15 protein-coding genes and 1 pseudogene are annotated in these 19,228 nt (G+C 72.3%); 9 read left to right on the top strand and 7 right to left on the bottom strand.

Annotation, left to right across the window (positions count from 1 at the left end; all coding sequences use genetic code 11):
- Positions 1-771: pseudogene (locus tag ACTWQE_RS29270) on the top strand (hypothetical protein); the annotation flags it as partial.
- A 212-nt stretch (positions 772-983) separates the two neighbouring features.
- On the opposite strand, the gene ACTWQE_RS29265 reads toward ACTWQE_RS29270, so the two are convergent.
- Positions 984-1,238: a hypothetical protein gene (locus tag ACTWQE_RS29265; protein WP_443332087.1), complete on the bottom strand. Its 255-nt coding sequence runs from the start codon at positions 1,236-1,238 to the stop codon at positions 984-986.
- A gap of 427 nt (positions 1,239-1,665) precedes the next feature.
- Here ACTWQE_RS29265 and ACTWQE_RS29260 point away from each other — a divergent pair, with 427 nt between their 5' ends.
- The 7 genes from ACTWQE_RS29260 to ACTWQE_RS29230 all read left to right on the top strand — a co-directional run bounded on the left by ACTWQE_RS29260 (position 1,666) and on the right by ACTWQE_RS29230 (position 9,958).
- Positions 1,666-3,693 (top strand): ABC transporter ATP-binding protein, encoded by a 2,028-nt coding sequence (locus tag ACTWQE_RS29260; protein ID WP_443332086.1) that lies wholly within the window; start codon positions 1,666-1,668, stop codon positions 3,691-3,693.
- A gap of 211 nt (positions 3,694-3,904) precedes the next feature.
- Positions 3,905-4,222: a 4a-hydroxytetrahydrobiopterin dehydratase gene (locus ACTWQE_RS29255; protein WP_443332085.1), complete on the top strand. Its 318-nt coding sequence runs from the start codon at positions 3,905-3,907 to the stop codon at positions 4,220-4,222.
- A 307-nt stretch (positions 4,223-4,529) separates the two neighbouring features.
- Complete coding sequence (locus ACTWQE_RS29250) at positions 4,530-5,798, top strand: NAD(P)/FAD-dependent oxidoreductase (RefSeq protein ID WP_443332084.1); 1,269 nt, start codon at positions 4,530-4,532, stop codon at positions 5,796-5,798.
- Positions 5,795-6,529, top strand: coding sequence for a DUF1365 domain-containing protein (locus ACTWQE_RS29245; protein ID WP_443332083.1), 735 nt, complete (start codon positions 5,795-5,797; stop codon positions 6,527-6,529). The genes ACTWQE_RS29250 and ACTWQE_RS29245 overlap by 4 nt, the downstream gene beginning before the upstream one ends.
- A 65-nt stretch (positions 6,530-6,594) precedes the next feature.
- Positions 6,595-7,872, top strand: coding sequence for a class I SAM-dependent methyltransferase (locus ACTWQE_RS29240; protein WP_443332088.1), 1,278 nt, complete (start codon positions 6,595-6,597; stop codon positions 7,870-7,872).
- Positions 7,869-9,158 carry a class I SAM-dependent methyltransferase gene (locus tag ACTWQE_RS29235; protein ID WP_443332082.1) on the top strand — a complete coding sequence of 430 codons (1,290 nt, stop codon included), beginning with the start codon at positions 7,869-7,871 and terminating at the stop codon, positions 9,156-9,158. The genes ACTWQE_RS29240 and ACTWQE_RS29235 overlap by 4 nt, the downstream gene beginning before the upstream one ends.
- Positions 9,155-9,958 carry a DUF1295 domain-containing protein gene (locus tag ACTWQE_RS29230; RefSeq protein ID WP_443332081.1) on the top strand — a complete coding sequence of 268 codons (804 nt, stop codon included), beginning with the start codon at positions 9,155-9,157 and terminating at the stop codon, positions 9,956-9,958. The genes ACTWQE_RS29235 and ACTWQE_RS29230 overlap by 4 nt, the downstream gene beginning before the upstream one ends.
- Positions 9,959-9,967: 9 nt before the next feature.
- Here ACTWQE_RS29230 and ACTWQE_RS29225 read toward each other — a convergent pair whose 3' ends face one another.
- From ACTWQE_RS29225 to ACTWQE_RS29210, 4 genes are all read right to left on the bottom strand, one after another.
- Entirely contained in the window at positions 9,968-11,332 is a 1,365-nt protein-coding gene (locus ACTWQE_RS29225) for a cryptochrome/photolyase family protein (protein WP_443332080.1), read from the bottom strand.
- Between the two features lie 9 nt (positions 11,333-11,341).
- On the bottom strand, positions 11,342-12,103 hold the full coding sequence (locus tag ACTWQE_RS29220; RefSeq protein WP_443332079.1) for an anti-sigma factor: 762 nt from the start codon (positions 12,101-12,103) through the stop codon (positions 11,342-11,344).
- Positions 12,100-12,690, bottom strand: a complete 591-nt coding sequence (locus ACTWQE_RS29215) for a sigma-70 family RNA polymerase sigma factor (protein WP_443332078.1) — start codon at positions 12,688-12,690, stop codon at positions 12,100-12,102. The genes ACTWQE_RS29220 and ACTWQE_RS29215 overlap by 4 nt, the downstream gene beginning before the upstream one ends.
- Before the next feature lie 586 nt (positions 12,691-13,276).
- Positions 13,277-15,100: an AMP-dependent synthetase/ligase gene (locus ACTWQE_RS29210; protein WP_443332077.1), complete on the bottom strand. Its 1,824-nt coding sequence runs from the start codon at positions 15,098-15,100 to the stop codon at positions 13,277-13,279.
- A 628-nt stretch (positions 15,101-15,728) separates the two neighbouring features.
- Here ACTWQE_RS29210 and ACTWQE_RS29205 point away from each other — a divergent pair.
- Complete coding sequence (locus ACTWQE_RS29205; RefSeq protein ID WP_443332076.1) at positions 15,729-16,715, top strand: hypothetical protein; 987 nt, start codon at positions 15,729-15,731, stop codon at positions 16,713-16,715.
- 99 nt (positions 16,716-16,814) lie between these two features.
- Here the strand turns inward: ACTWQE_RS29205 and ACTWQE_RS29200 are convergent, their stop codons facing one another.
- Together ACTWQE_RS29200 and ACTWQE_RS29195 are read right to left on the bottom strand one after the other, a co-directional pair.
- Complete coding sequence (locus ACTWQE_RS29200) at positions 16,815-18,710, bottom strand: exo-alpha-sialidase (RefSeq protein WP_443332075.1); 1,896 nt, start codon at positions 18,708-18,710, stop codon at positions 16,815-16,817.
- A 138-nt stretch (positions 18,711-18,848) separates the two neighbouring features.
- A complete protein-coding gene (locus ACTWQE_RS29195; RefSeq protein ID WP_443332074.1) occupies positions 18,849-19,037 on the bottom strand; it encodes a zinc-binding dehydrogenase in 189 nt (62 codons plus the stop codon).
- Between the last annotated feature and the right edge of the window lie 191 nt (positions 19,038-19,228).

The following is a 19,228-nucleotide window of genomic DNA, read 5'->3' as shown; positions in this document are numbered from 1 at the left end:
AGCCCCTGCCTGACCTTCGCCGGCCTCTACGGCCTCACCCTCCAGGACCTCATACGGGCCGGGTGCGGGCTGCCCGTCCCGCGCCGGGCCCGCCGCTCGCCCAGCGGCGCGGAGGCGCGGGCAGCGGCGCGGGCGGCGCTGCACCGCCCCGAGAAGGAGGGCGGAGACCAGCGGCAGCGCCGGGCCAGGGCCACCGACCCGATCGTCCTCGGCTCCGGCAACCTCGGTCTCGTCAGCTTCCCCGGACTGCCCGGCCGGGTCAGCCGTGAGGAGATCGACGCCCGCCATCCGGCACTGCTGCGCACGCTGGCGGAGCATCCGGGGATCGGCTTCGTGCTGGTACGGAGCGAGGAGCACGGCGCGGTGGTGCTCGGCCCGGGCGGGGCCGAGCACCGGCTCGAGACGGGGGAGCTGCTGGGGGAGAGGGGAGCCGGCCCCCTCGAGCCGTTCGGGCCCGGAGCGGAGGAGACCGTACGGCGCACCTCAGGCTTCCCGCACGCGGCCGACATCATGGTGAACTCGGCGTACGACCCGGCCACCGGAGAGGTGTACGCGTTCGAGGAGCAGATCGGTTCGCACGGCGGGCTGGGCGGCTGCCAGGCCCGGCCGTTCCTGCTGTGGCCGGTGGAGCTGTCCGCGCCGGTGGGGGACGGCGGGGAGCCGGCGGGGGCGGAGCAGGTGCACGGCGTCCTCCGCCGCTGGCTCGGCGAGGCGAACGGCCCGCAGGTGCCGCTGACGTCACCCGACGAGCCCGCCGAACGCGTCGGGTGAGAAGGGAGCCCGGTCGGGCGGGCAGCGGTCCGATGTCCCGTACCAGAGCGGGCTGTTCCTGTTCGCGGCGTACCGGTCCACGTCCGGATGTCCGCCCGCAGGGCGAGGCCGGACGTGGACGGCCTCGGCTCCGCGACCGCGACCGGGACCGGGACCGGCTGAAGCGTCGGGAGCACCGGGCGTGCTGAAGGCCGATGTTCCGGCCCGGGGCGTCACATTTCCGCGTCGCGCCGGTTGGAGATCGCCGACTGGGCCATCGGGGAGAGGCCGCTGACCAGGGTCGGGCCGCCCTCCGGTGGCTGGATCAACGACACCCAGCCCTTGTCCGCCAATGACTCGAGCTGCCGCCGGGCGTCGTCGCCCAGCTCGTGTGCGAGTTCGTCCTCCGTCGGGTTGCCCCCGGCGGCCAGGCGCTCATGAATCCGGAGGAGCAGCGCTTCCTCCTCCTCGCTGATGTTGAAGTCCATCCTTCGACGGTAGATCTCCGCGGGGCGCCGCGCTCGTCGGCGGGGCCCTTCCGGGACCGGCCGAGCCCGGAAGGGGCCGGCCACCGTGGCGCGTCCGGCGCGGGCCGGCCCTGCGCCCGGCCGACCGTACTCACCCGCAACGCAAGCCCCGATTCGGGTGGCCTGCCACGTCCGGGTGGTTCGCCCCGGTGTCACAGGCCACCGGTCCCGGCCCGGCCGGTCACCGTGGACCGCTCGAACGTGGCGTCGAGAAATCGCCCCTCGATCCCCGTTACGGGGGACGCGCCGGACACGTTCTCCGAGCATCCGTCTGAGTCGGCGTCAACCGAGGAGGCGCAATGCACCCCCGCCCGTACCCCATCGGCGTCCCGCTCCTGTTCGAACGGCACGGGCGTACGTTCCCCGGCGAGCGCACCGGGGGCGTCGTATGAAGTGGCTGCGCAGGCGCCCGGCGGACGAGCGGGGCGCGGAGGAGTCCTCGGAGTCCGAGCGTCTGCTGTTCGGCGGCCCGCTCCGCTACGACCTGGGCTGGAGCCGGCACGAGGACGCCTTTCTGCATCTGAACCTGGCGGGCATGGTGCTGCGGCTGCCGCATCTCCTCGCCACCACCGCACGGCTGGCCTGGCGGGCGGACCGCCGTGCCCTGCGGACGGTCGCCCTCGCGGAGATCGGCCGCGGTGTCGCCCAGGCGATCGGCCTGGTCGCCGTCAACCGCGTCCTCGCCGAGCTGCTCGGCGACGGCCCGACCGCCGACCGGCTGCGCGAGGCGGCTCCCGCGCTCGTCGTGGTCGCCGTCGTCGCGCTGAGCGGCGCGCTGCTCCGGTCGGCCTCCACCGCCGGCACCGGCCGTCTGGAACCCAAGGTGGAGCGGGTGGCCACCGAGGTGTATCTCGAGCGCACGGCCCGCGTCGAGCTCTCCGCCATCGAGGACGACACCTTCCACAAGCTGCTCGACAGCGCACAGTACGGAGCGATGTCCGCCCGCCGGATGATCAAATACTGCACCTCCGTGATCAAAGCCCTGCTGTCGCTCACCGCGGCGGCCGGAGTCCTGGCCGTACTGCATCCGCTGCTGCTGCCCCTGCTGGTGGCCATGACGCTGCCCAGCGCGTGGGCGGCACTGTCGATCGCCCGCCGCCGCTACCGCTCGTACCACGCCTGGGTCCAGCACTCCCGCGCCGGACAGCTCATCAGCCGTCTGCTGATCAGTACGGACGCGGCCCCCGAGGTCCGGGTCCACCATCTCGGGCCGTTCCTGCTCGAGCACTTCCGCGGTATGTCGGAGAGCTCGGAGGAGGAACAGACACGGCTCGCGCGCCTGGCCGCACGGACGAGCCTCATCGCAGCCGTATGGAGCGGGATCGCGGCCCTCGCCACCTACGCCACCCTCGGCGGTCTGCTGTGGACGGGCGCCATGGCCCTCTCGGTCGCCGGAACCGCCGTGATCGCCATCCGTACGGGGGCGTCCAGCCTGGACGACCTGGTTCTGCAGATCAACTATCTGCACGAGGAATCGCTGTTCGTCGGGGACCTGGACCGGCTGTGCGAGGAAGCGGAGCGCCGGGCGATTCCGACCGGCGGTGTACCGCTGCCGGAGCGGCCGGGCCACATCCATGTCGAGGACGTCTCCTTCACCTATCCGGGCACCGACAACGAACCGGCCCTGCACCACATCAGCCTGTCCATCCCCATGGGCAGGATCGTCGCGCTGGTCGGTGAGAACGGCAGCGGGAAGACCACCTTGATCAAGCTGCTGTGCGGCCTCTACGCCCCGGACGAGGGCCGCATCCTGTGGGACGGGACGGATACGGCGGACGTGGACCGGCAGGAGCTGTGCTCCCGCATCGCCGTGGTCGGACAGGACTTCCACCACTGGCCGTTCACGGCGAAGGTGAACGTCGCCATCGGCCGTCCCGAGGTGCCGATCACGGAGGAGCGGCTGGAGACCGCAGCCCGCTACGCCGGTGCCGACGAGGTGATCGCGGGCCTGCCGCGCGGCTGGGGGACTCTGCTGGCCCGCGGGTACCGTGGCGGCCATCAGCTGAGCGGCGGGCAGTGGCAGCGCCTGGGCATCGCCCGCGCACGGTACCGCGACGCCGAGATCCTGGTCGTCGACGAGCCGACCTCGGCCCTCGACGCGAAGGCGGAACAGCAGGTGTTCGAGCAGATCCGCAGCCTCGCCGACTCCGGCCAGACCGTCATTCTCATCACGCACCGGCTCGGTTCCGTACGCCACGCGGACATGATCCACGTCCTTGCCGACGGACGCCTCGCCGAGAGCGGCACCTTCACCTCCCTCATGGCCGACGACGCCGAAGGCCCCGGCATCTTCCGGGACTTGTACCGCATCCAGTCCGACCAGTACCGGCTGGACCGCCCCACCGTGCCGGTCCAGAACACCCGCGTCGCCAGAACGGACCCCACGGCAACCGACCCCACGGCAACCGGCCCCTGACGTGGCCCAGCCTTCCGGCTACCGCCGGTAACCACCCCGTCCGGCGCAGGAGCACAGAAGGGCACTCCCTCTCCCGGAAGGCAGCTCCCGCCCCAGGAGCACATTGACGCGAAACCGCCCCTCTCCGGTGGCAGGGTGGAACGTGCGGGTATCCACCGCGATGCGGAATCCACCGCCCCGTCACCGAGCAGAGCCCCGGAGGGCAGCAGACATGGCACCCGAACCCCTGTCGCACAAGGAGATCGAGGACGCGCTCGCGGAGCTGCCCGGCTGGTCCCTGGAGGGGGACCGGATCGAGCGGACGTACACCTTCGAGGGGCATCTCGCGGCGGCGGCCATGGTGGGGCAGATCGCCCGCGTCCAGGACGCGCTGGGCCATCACGCCGATCTGACCCTCTCCTACAACAAGCTGAAGGCGTCGGTGAACACCCACAGTGTGGGCGGCAAAGTGACGGAGCTGGACCTCGAACTGGCCCATCGCATCGAGCAGATCGCCGCGGAGCACGGGGTGGGAGGAACCACCGGCTGAGGCCGGCGACGAGCCGCCGCGCTGCCGCCGCCGCGTGCCGCCACGCGAGGGGCGGCGGCCGGCGTATGCCGGTCTCCACCGCGTCGTGGGCCCTCCGGACCGCCCGGGCGCCAGCCCGCATCCGCCTTCCCCTCCCCGCTCCCACCGGTCATGCGTCGTGAAGTAACCGGCGGATGGGTGAATTCATCCGGAACAAGGATGATCGTGACCCGTCAAAAAAGATCGCGACCGCGACCAATCCACGGCAGCCGCCGCATCGAATGGCCAGGCGAGGGGCTTGGCCCGCGGCAGGCGTGGAGGGAGCGGCATGGCGGTGGAACGGCGTCGGACGGCCGTGGTGGGCGGCGGAGTGGCCGGACTGACAGCGGCGCATGTGCTGCGCCGCTCCCACGAGGTGACCCTCTACGAGGCGGACGACCGGCTGGGGGGTCACGCCCACACCCACGACGTACCGTCCTCCGACGGCCGGGTGCACCCCGTCGACTCGGGCTTCATCGTCCACAACGAACGCACCTATCCGCATCTGCTGCGGCTCTTCCGTGAACTCGGGGTGACCACCCAGGTGTCCGAGATGAGCATGTCGGTGCGGTGCGAGGGGTGCGGCCTCGAATACGCGGGCGCACGCGGACCCCAGGGCCTGTTCGCCCAGCCCCGTAACGCCTTCCGGGCTCCCTATCTGCGGATGCTCACCGAGGTCCCCGCCTTCCACCGCCGGGCGCGGCGGCTGCTCGCCGAGGGCGCCGACTCGGACCGCACCCTCGGCGACTTCCTCGCCGCGGGCGGCTTCTCCGCGTACTTCACCGCCCACTTCATGACCCCCGTGGTCTCGGCCGTCTGGTCCTGCGGCCCCGAGACCGCCCTGCGCTACCCGGCCCGCTATCTCTTCCGCTTCCTGGAGCACCACGGGATGCTCGGCATCAGCGGCTCCCCGACCTGGCGCACCGTCACCGGCGGTTCGCGCGAGTACGTCGAGCGGATCGGCAAGCAGCTGACCACCGTGCACACGGCCGCGCCCGTACGGGCCGTACGCCGTTTCCCCGACGGGGCCGAGGTCGTCACCGAGGACGGCTGCTCCCGGCGCTACGACGCCGTGGTGCTCGCCGTCCACCCCGACCAGGCCCTGCGGCTGCTCGCCGACCCCACCGCCGACGAACGCCGGGTGCTGGGGGCCTTCCGCTACTCCCGCAACCCGACCCTGCTGCACACCGACAGCTCCCTGCTGCCCCGCAGCCCCGGGGCCAGGGCGTCCTGGAACTATCTGATGCCCTCCTGCCGCGCCTCCGCGGGAGCGGTGCGGGTCAGCTACCACATGAACCGGCTCCAGCGGCTGGACGCGCCCGAGGACTACGTCGTCACCCTGAACGGCGCCGACCGTGTCGCCGAGGACACCGTCCTGGCCCGGATGGAGTACGAACACCCCGTCTACACACCGGAGTCGGTCGCCGCACAGCGCAGCCTCCCGGGCCTCAGCGGCCCCGTCACCGCCTACGCGGGCGCGTACCACGGCTGGGGCTTCCACGAGGACGGCTGCCGCTCGGGCGTCGAGGCCGCGCGGAGCCTGGGAGTGGCCTGGTGACCGCCTCCGTCACCGCGCTCTACACCTGCACCGTGGCGCATGTCCGCAGCCGCCCCCAGCGGTACGGCTTCCGCCACCGCACCTATCTGTGGCTGGTCGACCCCGACCGGCTGCCGCGCCTGCCCCGGCTGCTGCGCCCGCTCGCCGGTTTCGACGCCCGCGACCACTTCGGCGGCGGCGCGCCGACCATCCGGGCCGGGCTGGAGAGCTTTCTGGCCGCCCAAGGCGTGGACCTGGCGGGCGGCAGGGTCCTCATGCTCACCCACGCCCGGGTCCTCGGCCATGTCTTCAATCCGCTGACCCTCTACTGGTGCCACGACCGGGACGGGAAGCCGCTCTGTGTCGTGGCCGAAGTGCACAACACCTACGGCGAGCGGCACTGCTACCTGCTCCGTACCGACGGCCACCACCGGGCCCGGGTGGACAAGGAGTTCTACGTCTCGCCGTTCTTCCCCGTCGACGGCCGGTACCGGATGCGGCTGCCCGAGCCCGCCGGCCGACTCGAACTGACGGTGCATCTGGAGCGTGACGGGCAGCGCCCGTTCACGGCGACCGTACGCGGCGAGCGCCGCCCCGCCACCGCGCTGGGCCTGCTGCGTGCCGCGGTCCGTCACCCGTGGTCCACCGCCGCCGTATCCCTGGGCATCCGGATGCACGGAATCCGGCTGTTCCTGCGGGGGCTGCCCGTCCAGCCCCGTCCTCGTCACCGAACCCAGAAGGGTCTGCAGTGAGCCTGTCCGTATCCCAGAACTCTCCCAGCACTCCCCGCACATCGAATCCCCCCGGCGCCCCGGGCATACCGAGCCCCGCCGGTGTGCTCAGCCTGCCGGGCACGACCCCTCCGGCCGCGGTGGACCACGAGCGGTGGCCCGATGTGGCCACCGTGCCGGCCTGCTCGCGCGTACGGGCCGCCGTCGCCGAGCTGATCGTCCGCCGTGCGCTGGCCCGGCTGCCGCTCCACGTCCGGCTGCGGGGCGGCGAGCCCCTCGGAACGGGCGGCCCCCTCATGGAGATCCGTGACCCGGAGGCGTTCTTCCGGCGGATCGGCGCCGGCGGCCTGATCGGCTTCGGCGAGTCCTACATGGCGCGCGAGTGGGAGGCGGAGGACCTGGTCGGCGTGCTGTCGGTCCTCGCCGGGAACGTCGCCGGCCTCGTCCCCCCGTCCCTGCAACGGCTGCGCGGGCTGTGGGCCCGCCGGCAGCCGGAGGCGCAGCGCAACACCATCGACGGCGCACGCGGCAACATCCACCGCCACTACGACCTGTCGAACGACCTGTTCGCCCTCTTCCTCGACCGGACCCTGTCCTACTCTTCGGCGGTGTTCCGGGGCTTTCCCGCCGAGCACTCGCTGCTGCCCGCCGCCCAGCACCGCAAGATCGACCGATTGCTCGACCTGGCCGGCGTCGGGCCCGGCACCCAGCTGCTGGAGATCGGCACCGGCTGGGGCGAACTGGCCATCCGGGCCGCGGAGCGCGGTGCGCGAGTCGTCTCGGTCACCCTCTCCCGGGAGCAGCGGGATCTGGCCCGGGTGCGCATCGAGGAGGCGGGCCAGACGGACCGGGTGAGCGTCCTGCTCCGCGACTACCGGCAGATCGAGGGCGTGTACGACGCCATCGTCAGCGTGGAGATGATCGAGGCGGTGGGTGCGGAGTTCTGGCCGCAGTACTTCTCCGCCCTGGACCGGCTGCTCGCTCCCGGGGGGCTGGTCGCGTTGCAGGCGATCACCATGCCGCACGAGCGGATGCTCGCCTCCCGTACCACCTTCACCTGGATTCAGAAGTACATCTTCCCCGGTGGCCAACTGCCCTCGGTCGAGGCGATGGAGCAGGTGACCGCCGCGCACACCGGGCTGCGGACGGCCGGGCGCGAGCGTTTCGGGGTGCACTACGCCGAGACCCTGCGGCTGTGGCGGGAACGCTTCACCGAGCGCGCGGACGAGGTCGCCGCGCTCGGCTTCGACGAGACGTTCCGCCGCATGTGGACCCTCTATCTGGCCTACTCGGAGGCCGGCTTCCGGTCCGGCTACCTGGATGTGCAGCACCTGCTGCTGACGAAGGAGGAGGCCGCCCGGTGAACGGTGCCGCGCATCAGCTCGCGCCCCTGCTGGAGCAGTTGCTCGGCGGCCGGCTGCCCGTACGGCTGCGCGCCTGGGACGGCAGTGCGGCCGGGCCGGAGGGCGCTCCCGTGGTGGTGCTGCGCTCCCGCCGCGCGCTGCGCCGGCTGCTGTGGCAGCCCGGTGAACTCGGCCTCGCCCAGGCCTACATCACCGGTGAGATCGAGGTCGAAGGGGATCTCGCCGACGGGTTGCGGACGGTCTGGAGGGCGGTGCGCGAGCGCGGTCTGCGCCCGCCGAGGCTCTCCGCCACCGACCTCGCCCGGGCCGCCGGGACGGCGCTGCGGCTCGGAGCCGTCGGCCCGCGCCCGCCCGCTCCGGCGATGGAGGCCCGACTGCGCGGCACCCTGCACAGCAAGTCCCGGGACCGCGCCGCCATCAGCCACCACTACGACCTCTCCAACGCCTTCTACGCCCTCCTCCTCGACGAGACCATGGCCTACTCCTGCGGCTACTGGACCAGCGAGGACCCCTCCTACGGGCCCGCCGACGCCCAGCGCGACAAGCTGGAGCTGATCTGCCGCAAGCTCGGGCTCCACCCCGGCATGCGGCTGCTGGACATCGGCTGCGGCTGGGGCTCGCTCACCCTCCACGCCGCGCAGGAGCACAAGGTGCGGGTCACCGCCGTCACCCTCTCCCGCGAGCAGCGGGACCATGTCCGCGAGCAGATCCGGGCCCGCGGCCTGGAGGAGTTCGCCGAGGTCGAGCTGCGTGACTACCGTGACCTGGACGGCGGCTCCTACGACGCCGTCTCCACGATCGAGATGGGCGAGCACGTCGGCGACGCCGAGTACCCGCACTTCGCCCGCACCCTGTACCGGATGCTCCGGCCCCGCGGGCGGGTGCTCGTCCAGCAGATGTCGCGGGGCGCGAACGCTCCCGGCGGCGGCGCGTTCATCGAGAGCTATATCGCGCCCGACATGCATATGCGGCCGCTGGGCGGCACCGTCTCCCTGCTGGAGCGGGCCGGCCTGGAGGTACGCCATGTGGAAGCCCTGCGGGAGCACTACGTCCGGACGATCGGCGCCTGGCACCGTACGCTCGAGGACCGGTGGGACGAGGTGGTGGCGATGGTCGGTGAACAGACGGCCCGGGTGTGGCGGCTCTATCTCGTCGGCGGCGCCCTGGCGTTCGAGGAGGGCCGGATGGGCGTGGACCAGATCCTGGCGGTCCGCCCGTGCGCCGAGGGGGTGAGCGAGCTGCCCGCCACGCCGTGGACCTGGTATCCCGGACGGGACGGCCGGTGAACGGCTTCCCCTGGGCCGCGTTCGGCGCCGGACTCGCCGCCGCCGCGGGCGCGGCCCTGGCCGTCATGCTCGTCACCTTCGGTGTCGCCCTGGTCAAGGGTGTGCACCGGGTCGTCGATGTGGCCTGGGGCCTGGCGTTCGCGACCGTCGCCCTGGTCTCGTACGGTATGTCGGCCGGGCACGGAGACGGCGGCCGGCGGCTGCTGGTCACCGTGCTCACCGTCGTCTGGGGCCTGCGGCTCGCCGGGCACATCGCCCGGCGGGGCCGCGGCCACGGCGAGGACGCGCGCTACGAAAAGCTGCTCGCCAGGGCCCCCGGGAGCCGTAACGCCCACGCCCTGCGCACGGTCTACCTCCTCCAGGGCGCGCTGGTCTGGCTGGTGTCGCTGCCCGTCCAGGCCGCCCAGTACGTGCCCGGACCGGTGAGCTGGACCGGCGCGGCCGGGGCGGCCCTGTGGCTGGTGGGTCTGGTCTTCGAAGCCGTCGGGGACTTCCAGCTCGCCGTCTTCAGAGCGGATCCGGCGAACGAGGGCCGCATCATGGACCGCGGTCTGTGGAGCTGGACCCGGCACCCCAACTACTTCGGGGACTTCTGTGTGTGGTGGGGTCTGTTCGTCATCGTCTGCGACGACCCGGCGGCCGCGGCGGTCTCGGTGGTGGCGCCGCTGGTGATGAGTTGGCTGCTGATCGCGGGAAGCGGGAAGCGGCTGCTGGAACGGCATATGGCCGGCCGTCCCGGATACGCCGAGTACCAGGCCCGGACCAGCGGCTTCCTTCCACGGCCGCCGCGCCGGAGCTGAGGGCGGGGCTCAGCGGATGCCGCGGGCCTCCTGGAAGCGGGCGAGTCCGTCGGCGAGGTCCACGACCGGTTCCGGGTAGCCGAGCCGTTCGCGTTCCGTCGCGGGCAGCCGCCAGGGCTGGTGGACCTCCGGGCCCTCGATGCCGGACAGCTCCGGCACCCAGCGCCGTACGTACGCCCCGTGCGGGTCGAGGCGCCTGGCCTGCGCGAGCGGGTCGAGCACCCGGTTCGGGCGGGTGTCGGTCCCGGTGCCCGCCACCCACTGCCAGTTGAGCTGGTTGTTCGCCACGTCCCCGTCCACCAGCAGATCGAGGAAGTGACGGGCGCCCACGCGCCAGTCGAGGTAGAGCGTCTTGGTGAGGAAGCTCGCCGCCAGCAGCCGCGCCCGGTTGTGCATCCAGCCCTCGTACCGCAACTGCCGCATCGCCGCGTCGACCACGGGGTAGCCGGTGCGGCCCTCCCGCCACGCCCTGGCCTCCTCCGGGGCATCGCGCCACCGGTCCCCGCGGGGGCGGTAGTCCTGCCACGCGGCCGCGGGGCGGGCCGCCAGCACCTGGTGGTGGAAGTCCCGCCAGGCCAGCTGCCGCAGGAACGCCCCGGCGCCGGCGCCGCCGGACTTCCGCGCCCGGTGGGCCAGTTCGACCGGTGACAGCGAGCCGAAGTGAAGATGCGGCGAGAGCCGGGAGGTCGCATCGCCCGGCAGGTCGTCGTGGCGGTCGGCGTAGGCGTCCAGCGGCCCCGACTCCCAGGCCTTGAGGCGCCTGCGGCCCTCGGTCTCCCCGCCCCGCGCGAGACCGGGCGACACCCCCTTCAGGTCCTTCCGCGCCAAAAGATCGTCCGAGCCGATCTCCTCGGGCACCCGCACCACCCGCGGCGCCCCCATCGCGGGACGCAGCCGCTCGCTCTCCCAGTGCCGGAAGTACGGCGTGAACACGGAGAAGTGATCGCTGTCCGCGGGCGCCACCGCACCGGGCGGCAGCACCAGGTTCACCGCGTCATGGACCTGCAGTTCGCACCGCTCCTCCGCCAGCGCGGCCCGCAACCGCGCCTCGCGCCGCAGCGCATAGCCGCTCGCCCCGGCCGCCAGGTGGACCCGCCGGGCCCCCGACTCGTACGCCACCCGGCAGACCTGCTCGACCACATCGCCCGTACGGACCACGAGCCGGCCACCGCGCTCCCGCAGCTTCGCGTCGAGGTCGGCGAGGCAGTCGGCGAGAAACGCGCGGCGGTTGGGGGCGTCGAAGCCCGCCTCCCGCACGCCCGAGTCGACGATGAACAGGGGCACCACCTCATCGGCGCCGCGCAGCGCCGCCCGCAGCACGGGCTGGTCATGCACCCGCAGGTCGGAGGTGAACAACGCCATGGACACCCTCATGCGCCACTCCTACGCGCCCTGGGCGGGCGCCACGTTCATCAGGGCCAGGGGATCGGTGGTCGGCCGCTTGGAGCCGCCCGCCGGCTCGACGGTGATGCCCACCCCCGAGGCCCGGCCGACGGAGCCGTCCATGAGCACCCCGCCGGGCGCCGCCGAGGAGCCGACCAGCCCGGCCGAGCGCATCGTCCCCCCGTCGGCGAACCACAGCTGGTAGACCTTGCCGTCCGGCAGGGACGGCAGACCGGCGGTGAAGAACGCCGCCTTGTCCTGGCGGTGGGAGACCACGACCGTGGCGGACGAGCCGTCCTTGAGCTTTCCGGTGGTCGCCCTCGCGTCCGGCGCGGCGAGCACCCGGATCAGATCCTGCTCCCGCCGGTCCGCCCGCTCGGCCGACAGCCGCGCGTCCTGGGCCGCCTGGTACTGCCACACCGCAACGCCGCCGAGCCCCGCCGCCGCTGCCACGCACGCCGCGAGCGTGAAGCGGGACAGGGAGCGCTTGTGCCGCGCGCCACCGCGCGTACGCCGCCGGGACATTCTCGGCGGTTCCTGCCGGACGGCGGCCACACTCCGCATGACCCGGTCCTTCATGTCCGGCGGCGGCGAGACCGACACGGCCAGGCCCAGCCGTCCGGCCGTCGCGGCCAGCTCCCGCACCTCCTGTGTGCACGGCGCACATTCGGCCATGTGCCGCTCGAACTCCTCGCGCTCGGGCTCCGACAGCGCCTGCGTGGCGTAGGCGCCGGTCAGCGTGTGCAGATCCGCGGTGTTCACGCGTTCACCCCCAGGCAGTCGCGCAGCCGGATGAGCCCGTCACGCAATCGGGTCTTCACCGTCCCCAGTGGCAGGGACAGCAGTTGGGCGACCTCCCGGTACGTCAGCCCCCGGTAGTACGCGAGGGTCACCGACTGCCGTTGCAGTTCGGTGAGGGTGCGCATGCAGCGCCGCACCTGCTCCCGTTCCAGGCGCGCCTCCACCTGCTCGATGACCTCGTCGAAGGCCGGAGTCTGTGCCAGCAGCGCCGCCCTGTACTCCCGGTCGGTCGTGGCCTGCGCGGCCCGGACCCGGTCCACGGCCCGGCGGTGGGCGAGGGTGAGCACCCAGGTCATGGCGCTGCCGCGGTCCGACCGGAACCGGGCCGCGGTGCGCCAGACCTCCACCAGCACCTCCTGTGCCACCTCCTCGGACTGGGCCGGGTCGCGGAGCACCCCGCGGACGAGGCCGAGGACGGGGCCGGACACCGCGTCGTAGACACGGCTGAAAGCCTCCTGGTCGCCTCGGGCGACCAAGCCCAACAGCTCCTGCAGATCCGGCCCGGCCGGTCCGGGCCGGGTATGGCTGTGGAGATCTGCGGACCCCATGTTTCCTCCAAGCACCGGGCGGCTGTCCGCCGCCCATCCTTCACGCGGGCATGCCCGCGTCCGCGCAGGCTCCACCGGTGATTCGGAACCGGCTCGCGTGCGGATTGGCCGCGGGAAGGACATCTTGGCGGAAGAGGCAGGGCAGTTGGTCCGGCAGGGGGTGGCTCGGGCACTCCCGGGTGAACCGGCGGCCGGGAGGGAAGCGCCGGCCCGGGACGAGCGGCCGGCTGGCGGCGCCGTACCCGTGGGTCGGACCAGGCCGAAGGCGGCGGTGGATCAGCGCCGGTCGGTGGCGCCGTACCTCTGGTGCCGCGCCGGCCAAGGTTCACCCCGCTCGCTGCCCTGGCACGGCCTCCCCAGCTGCCGCTGGGAGGGGCCCCAGCTGCGTTGCCCGAAGGACCGAGTAGGCCCTCCCCTGGCCTTCGGCAGGGGGCACCCCAGAGGCTGAAATCCGGCGCCTTGCAGCTGACCGCACCAGGTCACCTCGCTACCGGGCGGACCTTGGCCGGCGCGGCACCAGTGCTGTGACCGGGAGGGTTTGCCGGGAAGCTCCCCGGAGCCGCATTCACGCGCGGCCCCCGGCGGCTCAGGTGTGGTACAGCGCGTCGACCTCACTGGCGTACGCCTTCTCGATCGCCTTGCGCTTCAGCTTCAGCGACGGCGTGAGCAGACCGTGCTCCTCGGAGAACTGGGCCGCCAGGATCCGGAACGTCCGGATCGACTCGGCCTGCGACACCAGGGTGTTCGCCGCGACCACCGCCCGCCGGATCTCGGTCTCCAGATCCTTGTCCCGGACCAGCTCGGCGGGTTTCATCTTCGGCTTGCCCCGCATGTGCAGCCAGTGCTCCACGGAGTCCGGGTCGAGGGTGACGAGCGCGGCGACGTACGGCCGGTCGTTGCCGACCACGATCGCCTGGGCGACGAGCGGGTGGGCCCGTACCCGCTCCTCCAGAGGGATGGGCGACACACTCTTGCCGCCCGAGGTCACCAGGATCTCCTTCTTGCGCCCGGTGATCCGCAGATAGCCGTCCCCGTCGAGCGCTCCGAGGTCCCCGGTCGCCAGCCAGCCGTCCCTGAGCACCGCCTCGGTCTCCTTGGGGGCGTTGAGATAGCCTTCGAACACGTGACGGCCGTGCAGCCACACCTCGCCGTCGTCCGCGATATGCACGGTGGTGCCGGGGATCGGCCGCCCGACCGTGCCGTAGCGGGTGGCCCCCACCGGATTGGCGGTGGCCGCGGCGGTGGACTCGGTCAGCCCGTAGCCCTCGTACACCGTGATGCCCGCCCCCGCGAAGAACAGCCCGAGCCGCCGCTCCATCGCCGAGCCGCCCGACATCGCGGTACGGATCCGTCCGCCCATCGCCTCGCGCAGCTTGCTGTAGACGAGCTTCTCGAACAGCTGGTGCTGCACGCGCAGGCCCGCGCCCGGGCCGCGCCCGGTCTCGAACGCCTTGTGCTCCAGCGCCTCCGCGTAACGCACCGCGACATCGACGGCCTTGTCGAACGGCCCGAGCTTTCCGTCCGCCTCCGCCTTGCGGCGCGCGGCGCTGAAGACCTTCTCGAAGACGTACGGCACCGCCAGGATGAACGTCGGCTTGAAGGCGGCGAGATCCGGCAGAAGAGCGTTGGCGTTGAGGCTCGGCTGGTGGCCCAGTTTCACCTTGCCGCGGATCGCCGTGATCTCCACCATCCGTCCGAAGACATGGGCGAGCGGGAGGAAGAGCAGGGTGGACATCTGGTCACCGGGCTTGGAGTGGAACACCGGCTCCCAGCGCGCGACCAGGGTGTCGGTCTCGAACATGAGGTTCGCATGAGTGATCACGCAGCCTTTGGGGCGGCCGGTCGTCCCGGAGGTGTAGATCACGGTGGCGGTGGAGCCGGGGGTGACCGCCATCCGGTGGCGGTGGACCACCTCGTCGTCGATGTGCTGCCCGGCCGCCATCAGCTCGGTCACGGCGCCGGCGTCCAGCTGCCACAGCCGGGTCAGCTGAGGCAGCCGGTCGATCACCGACCCGACCGTCATGGCATGGTCCTCGGTCTCGACCATGACGGCGGTGACGCCCGCGTCGTACAGCATCCAGCAGACCTGCTCCGCGGAGGAGGTCGGATACACCGGCACCGGCTGGGCGCCGATCGACCAGAGCGCGAAGTCGAACAGGGTCCACTCGTAGCGGGTACGGCACATGATCGCCACGCGGTCGTTGAACCGGACACCGTGGGCCAGCAGCCCCTTGGCGAGGGCCAGCACCTCGTCACGGAACTCGGCCGTGGTCACATCCCGCCACTCGCCGCCGACCTTCCGGCCGAGCGCCACCCGGTGCGGGTCCTCGGCGGCCTGGTCGAAGACCGCATCAGCCAGGCCTCCGACCTGGGGCGGCGTCTCCGCTGGAGGGACGGTGAACTCGCGCAATGACCTGCTCCTAGCGTGCTCAGCACAGCGCCGCGACGGTACCCGATGGGGCCCCCGAAAGGGAGAGTCGTTCCGAAATCGGAAATGCAACATTTGCGCTGGTCAGGAGGCGATGTGCAGTCCCGATGTTCATAGCTTGGGCCATTCCTGACTCCTGGGTAAGCTCCGGCCGCCGCAATCTCCACCGAATCCGCCCCGGGCGGTCACGGCCGCTTTACAGAGGGTCCGGGCCGGCACTGCCTCGTTGCCGTCGTCTCCCGCCCCCGGCGCCTGCCGGAAGGGGGCGGGGGCGATGCCCGAGGGGCTCGCCGCAGTGCGTCCGTCGCACCCAGGAAGACGCCGCTCGCGCTCCGGCGGTTCCCGCGGAGGGCAGGTGGGACGAGCGCGTCCGCACGGACCTCGCCCGGCGTCCCGCCCGGCTCCGCCCCGCGTCCGCCGGAGGCACCGGCGGGCGGCCGAAGCCATTGCGTGAGGCTGCCATCTATCGAGCAAGTGGCCCTATCCATCACCTCATTGGGGGGCCGGGGCCTTCATTGCTCTATAAATCCGATGATCGGCAGGTGGTGGGGTTCACGGTTACTGGGTTCATCCACTCCATGCGGTCCCACCGCACACCAGAGGAGAGCCCGTGAAGTTCACCCGTCTGTGTCTAGCCCCTGTCTGCGCCGCCCTGGTGGTAGGGGCGCTGGCCGTACCCGCGCGTGCGGCCACCGCCGTGCCGTGCGACACCGGTCGGCTGATCGCGGCACTCAACGCCGCCAACGGCGGCAGCGGAGACACCCTCGCGCTGGCGCTCGGCTGCACCTACCACCTCACCACGCCCGTCAGCGGCGAGGACGGGCTGCCGGCCATCGTCAAGCCCGTCACCGTCCAGGGCAACGGCGCCACCATCGTCCGGGACGACACCGCTCAGGACCCCTTCCGCATCTTCGACATCGGCGCCGACGGCAATCTCGCGCTGGAGAACCTCACCGTCTCCGGCGGCTCGACCACCTCCGACGGGGGCGGCATCCTCGTACAGGACGGCGGCACGCTCGGGCTCGAGACCAGCGTCGTCAGCGGAAACACCGCGCAGGGCGATGGGGGAGGCATCAGCGTCGCCAACGGCGGCACCGCGGAGCTCGACACCAGTGCCATCACCGGAAACACCGTCAGCAGGCTCGGCGGCCTGGCCGGTGGCATCCTCAGCAACGGCAAGGTCACGATCGACGGCACCCCCCTCCTCCGGCCCACCGCCGGCCTCGGCGCCGCTCTCTCCGTCGGGGACGATGACGACCAGAACTCGCTGACCACCATCAGGGACAGCACCGTCAGCACCGACAGCAACGGCAATGTCAGCTCCGACGTCACGAGCGATGTCAGCAGCAATGTCAGCAGCAACGTCAGCAGCAACGTCAGTGACAACACCGTCACGACCACCGGTGCTCAGGGCGGTCTGTTCTGGAACTTCGGCACGCCTGCCCTCCAGAACAGCACCTCCCAGAGCGCCTCCACCCCGGCGCCGCTCCTGCGCCTCGGAACCAGCCTCCCGTTGGCCCTCAACACCACCATCACCGGTAACAGCCCCACCAACTGCGTCGGCGGGACCGCCCTCATCTCCGGCTGCCTCAACTGACCCCCGCCGGGGGCCCCGCTCGTCCCCACGGCCCCCACGGTGTGCCCGGGGCGCTCCCGCCCCGGGGACACCCGCACTCCGCCCGAGGTGACCTTCCCCTCACCTCGGGCGGACGTGGTCCAGCGGCAGCCACAGCACGGGGGAACGGCCGATGGGCCCGTCGGCCACGCGGAGCCGTTCCAGTTCCTCGTCGGACAGCGCCCGGTCGTACACCCGGACCTCGTCGAGCCCTCCGTTCAGCCAGGAGCGGCTGTCCGCCGACTGGCCCAGATGGACCCCAAAGGTCGAGGACCGGCTCACCGAACCCGGCACATCGGCCGCGAGCGTCCGCCCGCCGTCGACGGTGAGGAGGAGACGCCCCTCGGACCGGCGCAGCGCCACATGGTGCCATGCGCCGTCGTTGTACGCGCCGTCGCTGCTGACCGTGGCCGTCGCGGCGGGGCGCGCGCCGTCCACGGCGGTGACGAGCGCGGTCACCCGGCCCATGGACGGCCGCCCCCGCAGCCACACCTGCGGGTTCCTGGGTCCGACGCCGCCCATCCACAGAAACGGCTGCTCACCGCTGGTGGCGGTGTACCGGAACCACAGGCTCGCGGTGAAGTCCCCGCTGCCCAGGGGCAGTGAGCCGCGGTAGGGGAGGCGTACGGCGTCGTCGGTGCCGTCGAAGGACAGTGCACGGCCGAACGGGCCGCCCATCAGGGTCGGGCCACCAAGCACGGACGCGTCGCGGGCCCGGGGCGCCCGGTCCTCGGTCCTCGGGCCGGGCCCGCGGCGCGGGCCGAGCCAGTCCTCGGTGAATCGGGCGAAGCGGATCTCGTCCCGCGCGTCGACCGCCCCGCCTTCGTAGAGGAGTCCGATCACGTCGTGGGAGACAACCACCAAGTCGGAGTAGCCCGACCAGTCGGTGGTCACCCGACTGCCCCGGTCGACGCTCTCCCAGGTGCGCCCCTCGTCGTAGGAGGAGCGGATCGTCATGGTGCGGCGCCGGTCGGGGTCGGCGGGCGAGGAGAACAGCAGTCTGCTGTAGCCGTCGCCGGCCCGGCTGCGCAGCCGCAGGGCCGCACCCTGCACCATCGGTGTATAGAGGCCGGGGATCGAGCGGAAGGGTGCGGCGAAGCTCTCTCCGCCGTCACGGCTGATGGCGTACGTCCGGTGTCCCAGGTCCGTGCCGTCCTGCTCGCGCCCGTTGACGTAGACCGCCCCGTCACTCCGCTCGAGAAGGGTCATCTCGGACGGCTTCTGACGGAACGTCCCGTCGTCGGCGACCGGCCAGGAGTCCACCGCGCCGACGCGCCAGTGCCGGCCGCCGTCGTCGCTGTGCACCAGCGCCGCGTGGTTGGCGGTGATCCGGGCCCCGTCGTGGGTCTCGGCGTTGATGCCGAACACCAGCCGGCCGGCGTGCCGGCCGCGCGTCAACTGGATGCCGTGCACGGGCCCGGTGGCGTACCAGGAGTTCCAGTCCGGCCGCCGGATCGAGTCCGTCAGGTCCCGCGGCGGGGACCAGCTGGCGCCGTCGTCGTCGCTGTACTGGAGGTGCGGGGTGCGGTCGCACGGTACGGCGCAGCTCTCGGCGTCGTCCCGGCCCTCGTTGTACGTGCTGGCGACCACGATCCGTCCGGTGCGCGTGTCCACGATCGGAGCCGGGTTGCCGTGGGTGTCCCCGCCGCCCTCGTCGATCACGCGAAGCGGCCCCCAGGTGCGCCCGCCGTCGGTGGAGCGCTTGAGGACCAGGTCTATGTCCGCGGCGTCGCCGCAGTTCTTCACCCTGCCCTCGGCGAAGGCGAGCAGCGTGCCCCGGGTGGTCCGCACGATCGCCGGGATGCGGAAACAGGCGTAGCCGGGGTCCTGGGAGGCCTTGAACAGCACCTGCTGCTCGACGCCGGTACGGGCCGCGGCCGGAGAGTCCTCCGAGGCCGCGGCCCGTGGGGAGGCCATCGGCGGGATGAGCACCGCGGCGGCGAGTAAGAACAGGAGGGGATGCCACCGGCGTCCCATCGGATGCGGTCTGGCGCGTGGACGGAAATCTGACCGCATGACACGTCCCTTCAGCCGATGAGCAGGACATCCGACGTCCCATGTCCGGGCGTCGAAGGTACGTGCCCGGCGATCCTCCCCACAAGCACCGTGCGCCACTCAGCTCGTCCGGAGTACGACCTTGCCAGGATTGGCCCGTGACTCGACGGTCTCGTGCGCCTTCGACGCCTCCTCCAAAGGGAGTTCGGCATGGACGGCGGTACGGATCCGCCCGGTGGCGGACAGCTCGCTCAGCTCCCGCCGGTGCCGCTCGTAGACGTCGGCGTGGGCGGTCGCGAACCGGGCCATCTGCAGACCGGTGACCGACGCGGACCGGGACAGCAGTTCATGCGCCGGAACCGTCCCGCCGCGGGAGCGGAATGCGACCGGACGGCCGAACGGGGCGAGCGCCCCACCGCACGCGGCAGCAGATCGCCGCCGACCCCGTCGAGGACGACATCGACCGGCTCACCCCAGTCCTCGGCGCCACAGGTCACCAC

Source organism: Streptomyces sp. 8N706, from assembly GCF_052245415.1.
Taxonomy (GTDB): domain Bacteria; phylum Actinomycetota; class Actinomycetes; order Streptomycetales; family Streptomycetaceae; genus Streptomyces.
Note: the sequence above shows the minus strand (reverse complement) of the source record. Positions and strands in the feature narration are given on the sequence as shown.

Bases quoted from the DNA above. Each gene is read 5' to 3' on its own strand.
- ACTWQE_RS29265 (WP_443332087.1), bottom strand. From the start codon at position 1,238: ATGGACTTCAACATCAGCGAGGAGGAGGAAGCGCTGCTCCTCCGGATT.
- ACTWQE_RS29260 (WP_443332086.1), top strand. From the start codon at position 1,666: ATGAAGTGGCTGCGCAGGCGCCCGGCGGACGAGCGGGGCGCGGAGGAG.
- ACTWQE_RS29255 (WP_443332085.1), top strand. From the start codon at position 3,905: ATGGCACCCGAACCCCTGTCGCACAAGGAGATCGAGGACGCGCTCGCG.
- ACTWQE_RS29250 (WP_443332084.1), top strand. From the start codon at position 4,530: ATGGCGGTGGAACGGCGTCGGACGGCCGTGGTGGGCGGCGGAGTGGCC.
- ACTWQE_RS29225 (WP_443332080.1), bottom strand. From the start codon at position 11,332: ATGAGGGTGTCCATGGCGTTGTTCACCTCCGACCTGCGGGTGCATGAC.
- ACTWQE_RS29215 (WP_443332078.1), bottom strand. From the start codon at position 12,690: ATGGGGTCCGCAGATCTCCACAGCCATACCCGGCCCGGACCGGCCGGG.
- ACTWQE_RS29200 (WP_443332075.1), bottom strand. From the start codon at position 18,710: ATGGGACGCCGGTGGCATCCCCTCCTGTTCTTACTCGCCGCCGCGGTG.
- ACTWQE_RS29195 (WP_443332074.1), bottom strand. From the start codon at position 19,037: ATGGCCCGGTTCGCGACCGCCCACGCCGACGTCTACGAGCGGCACCGG.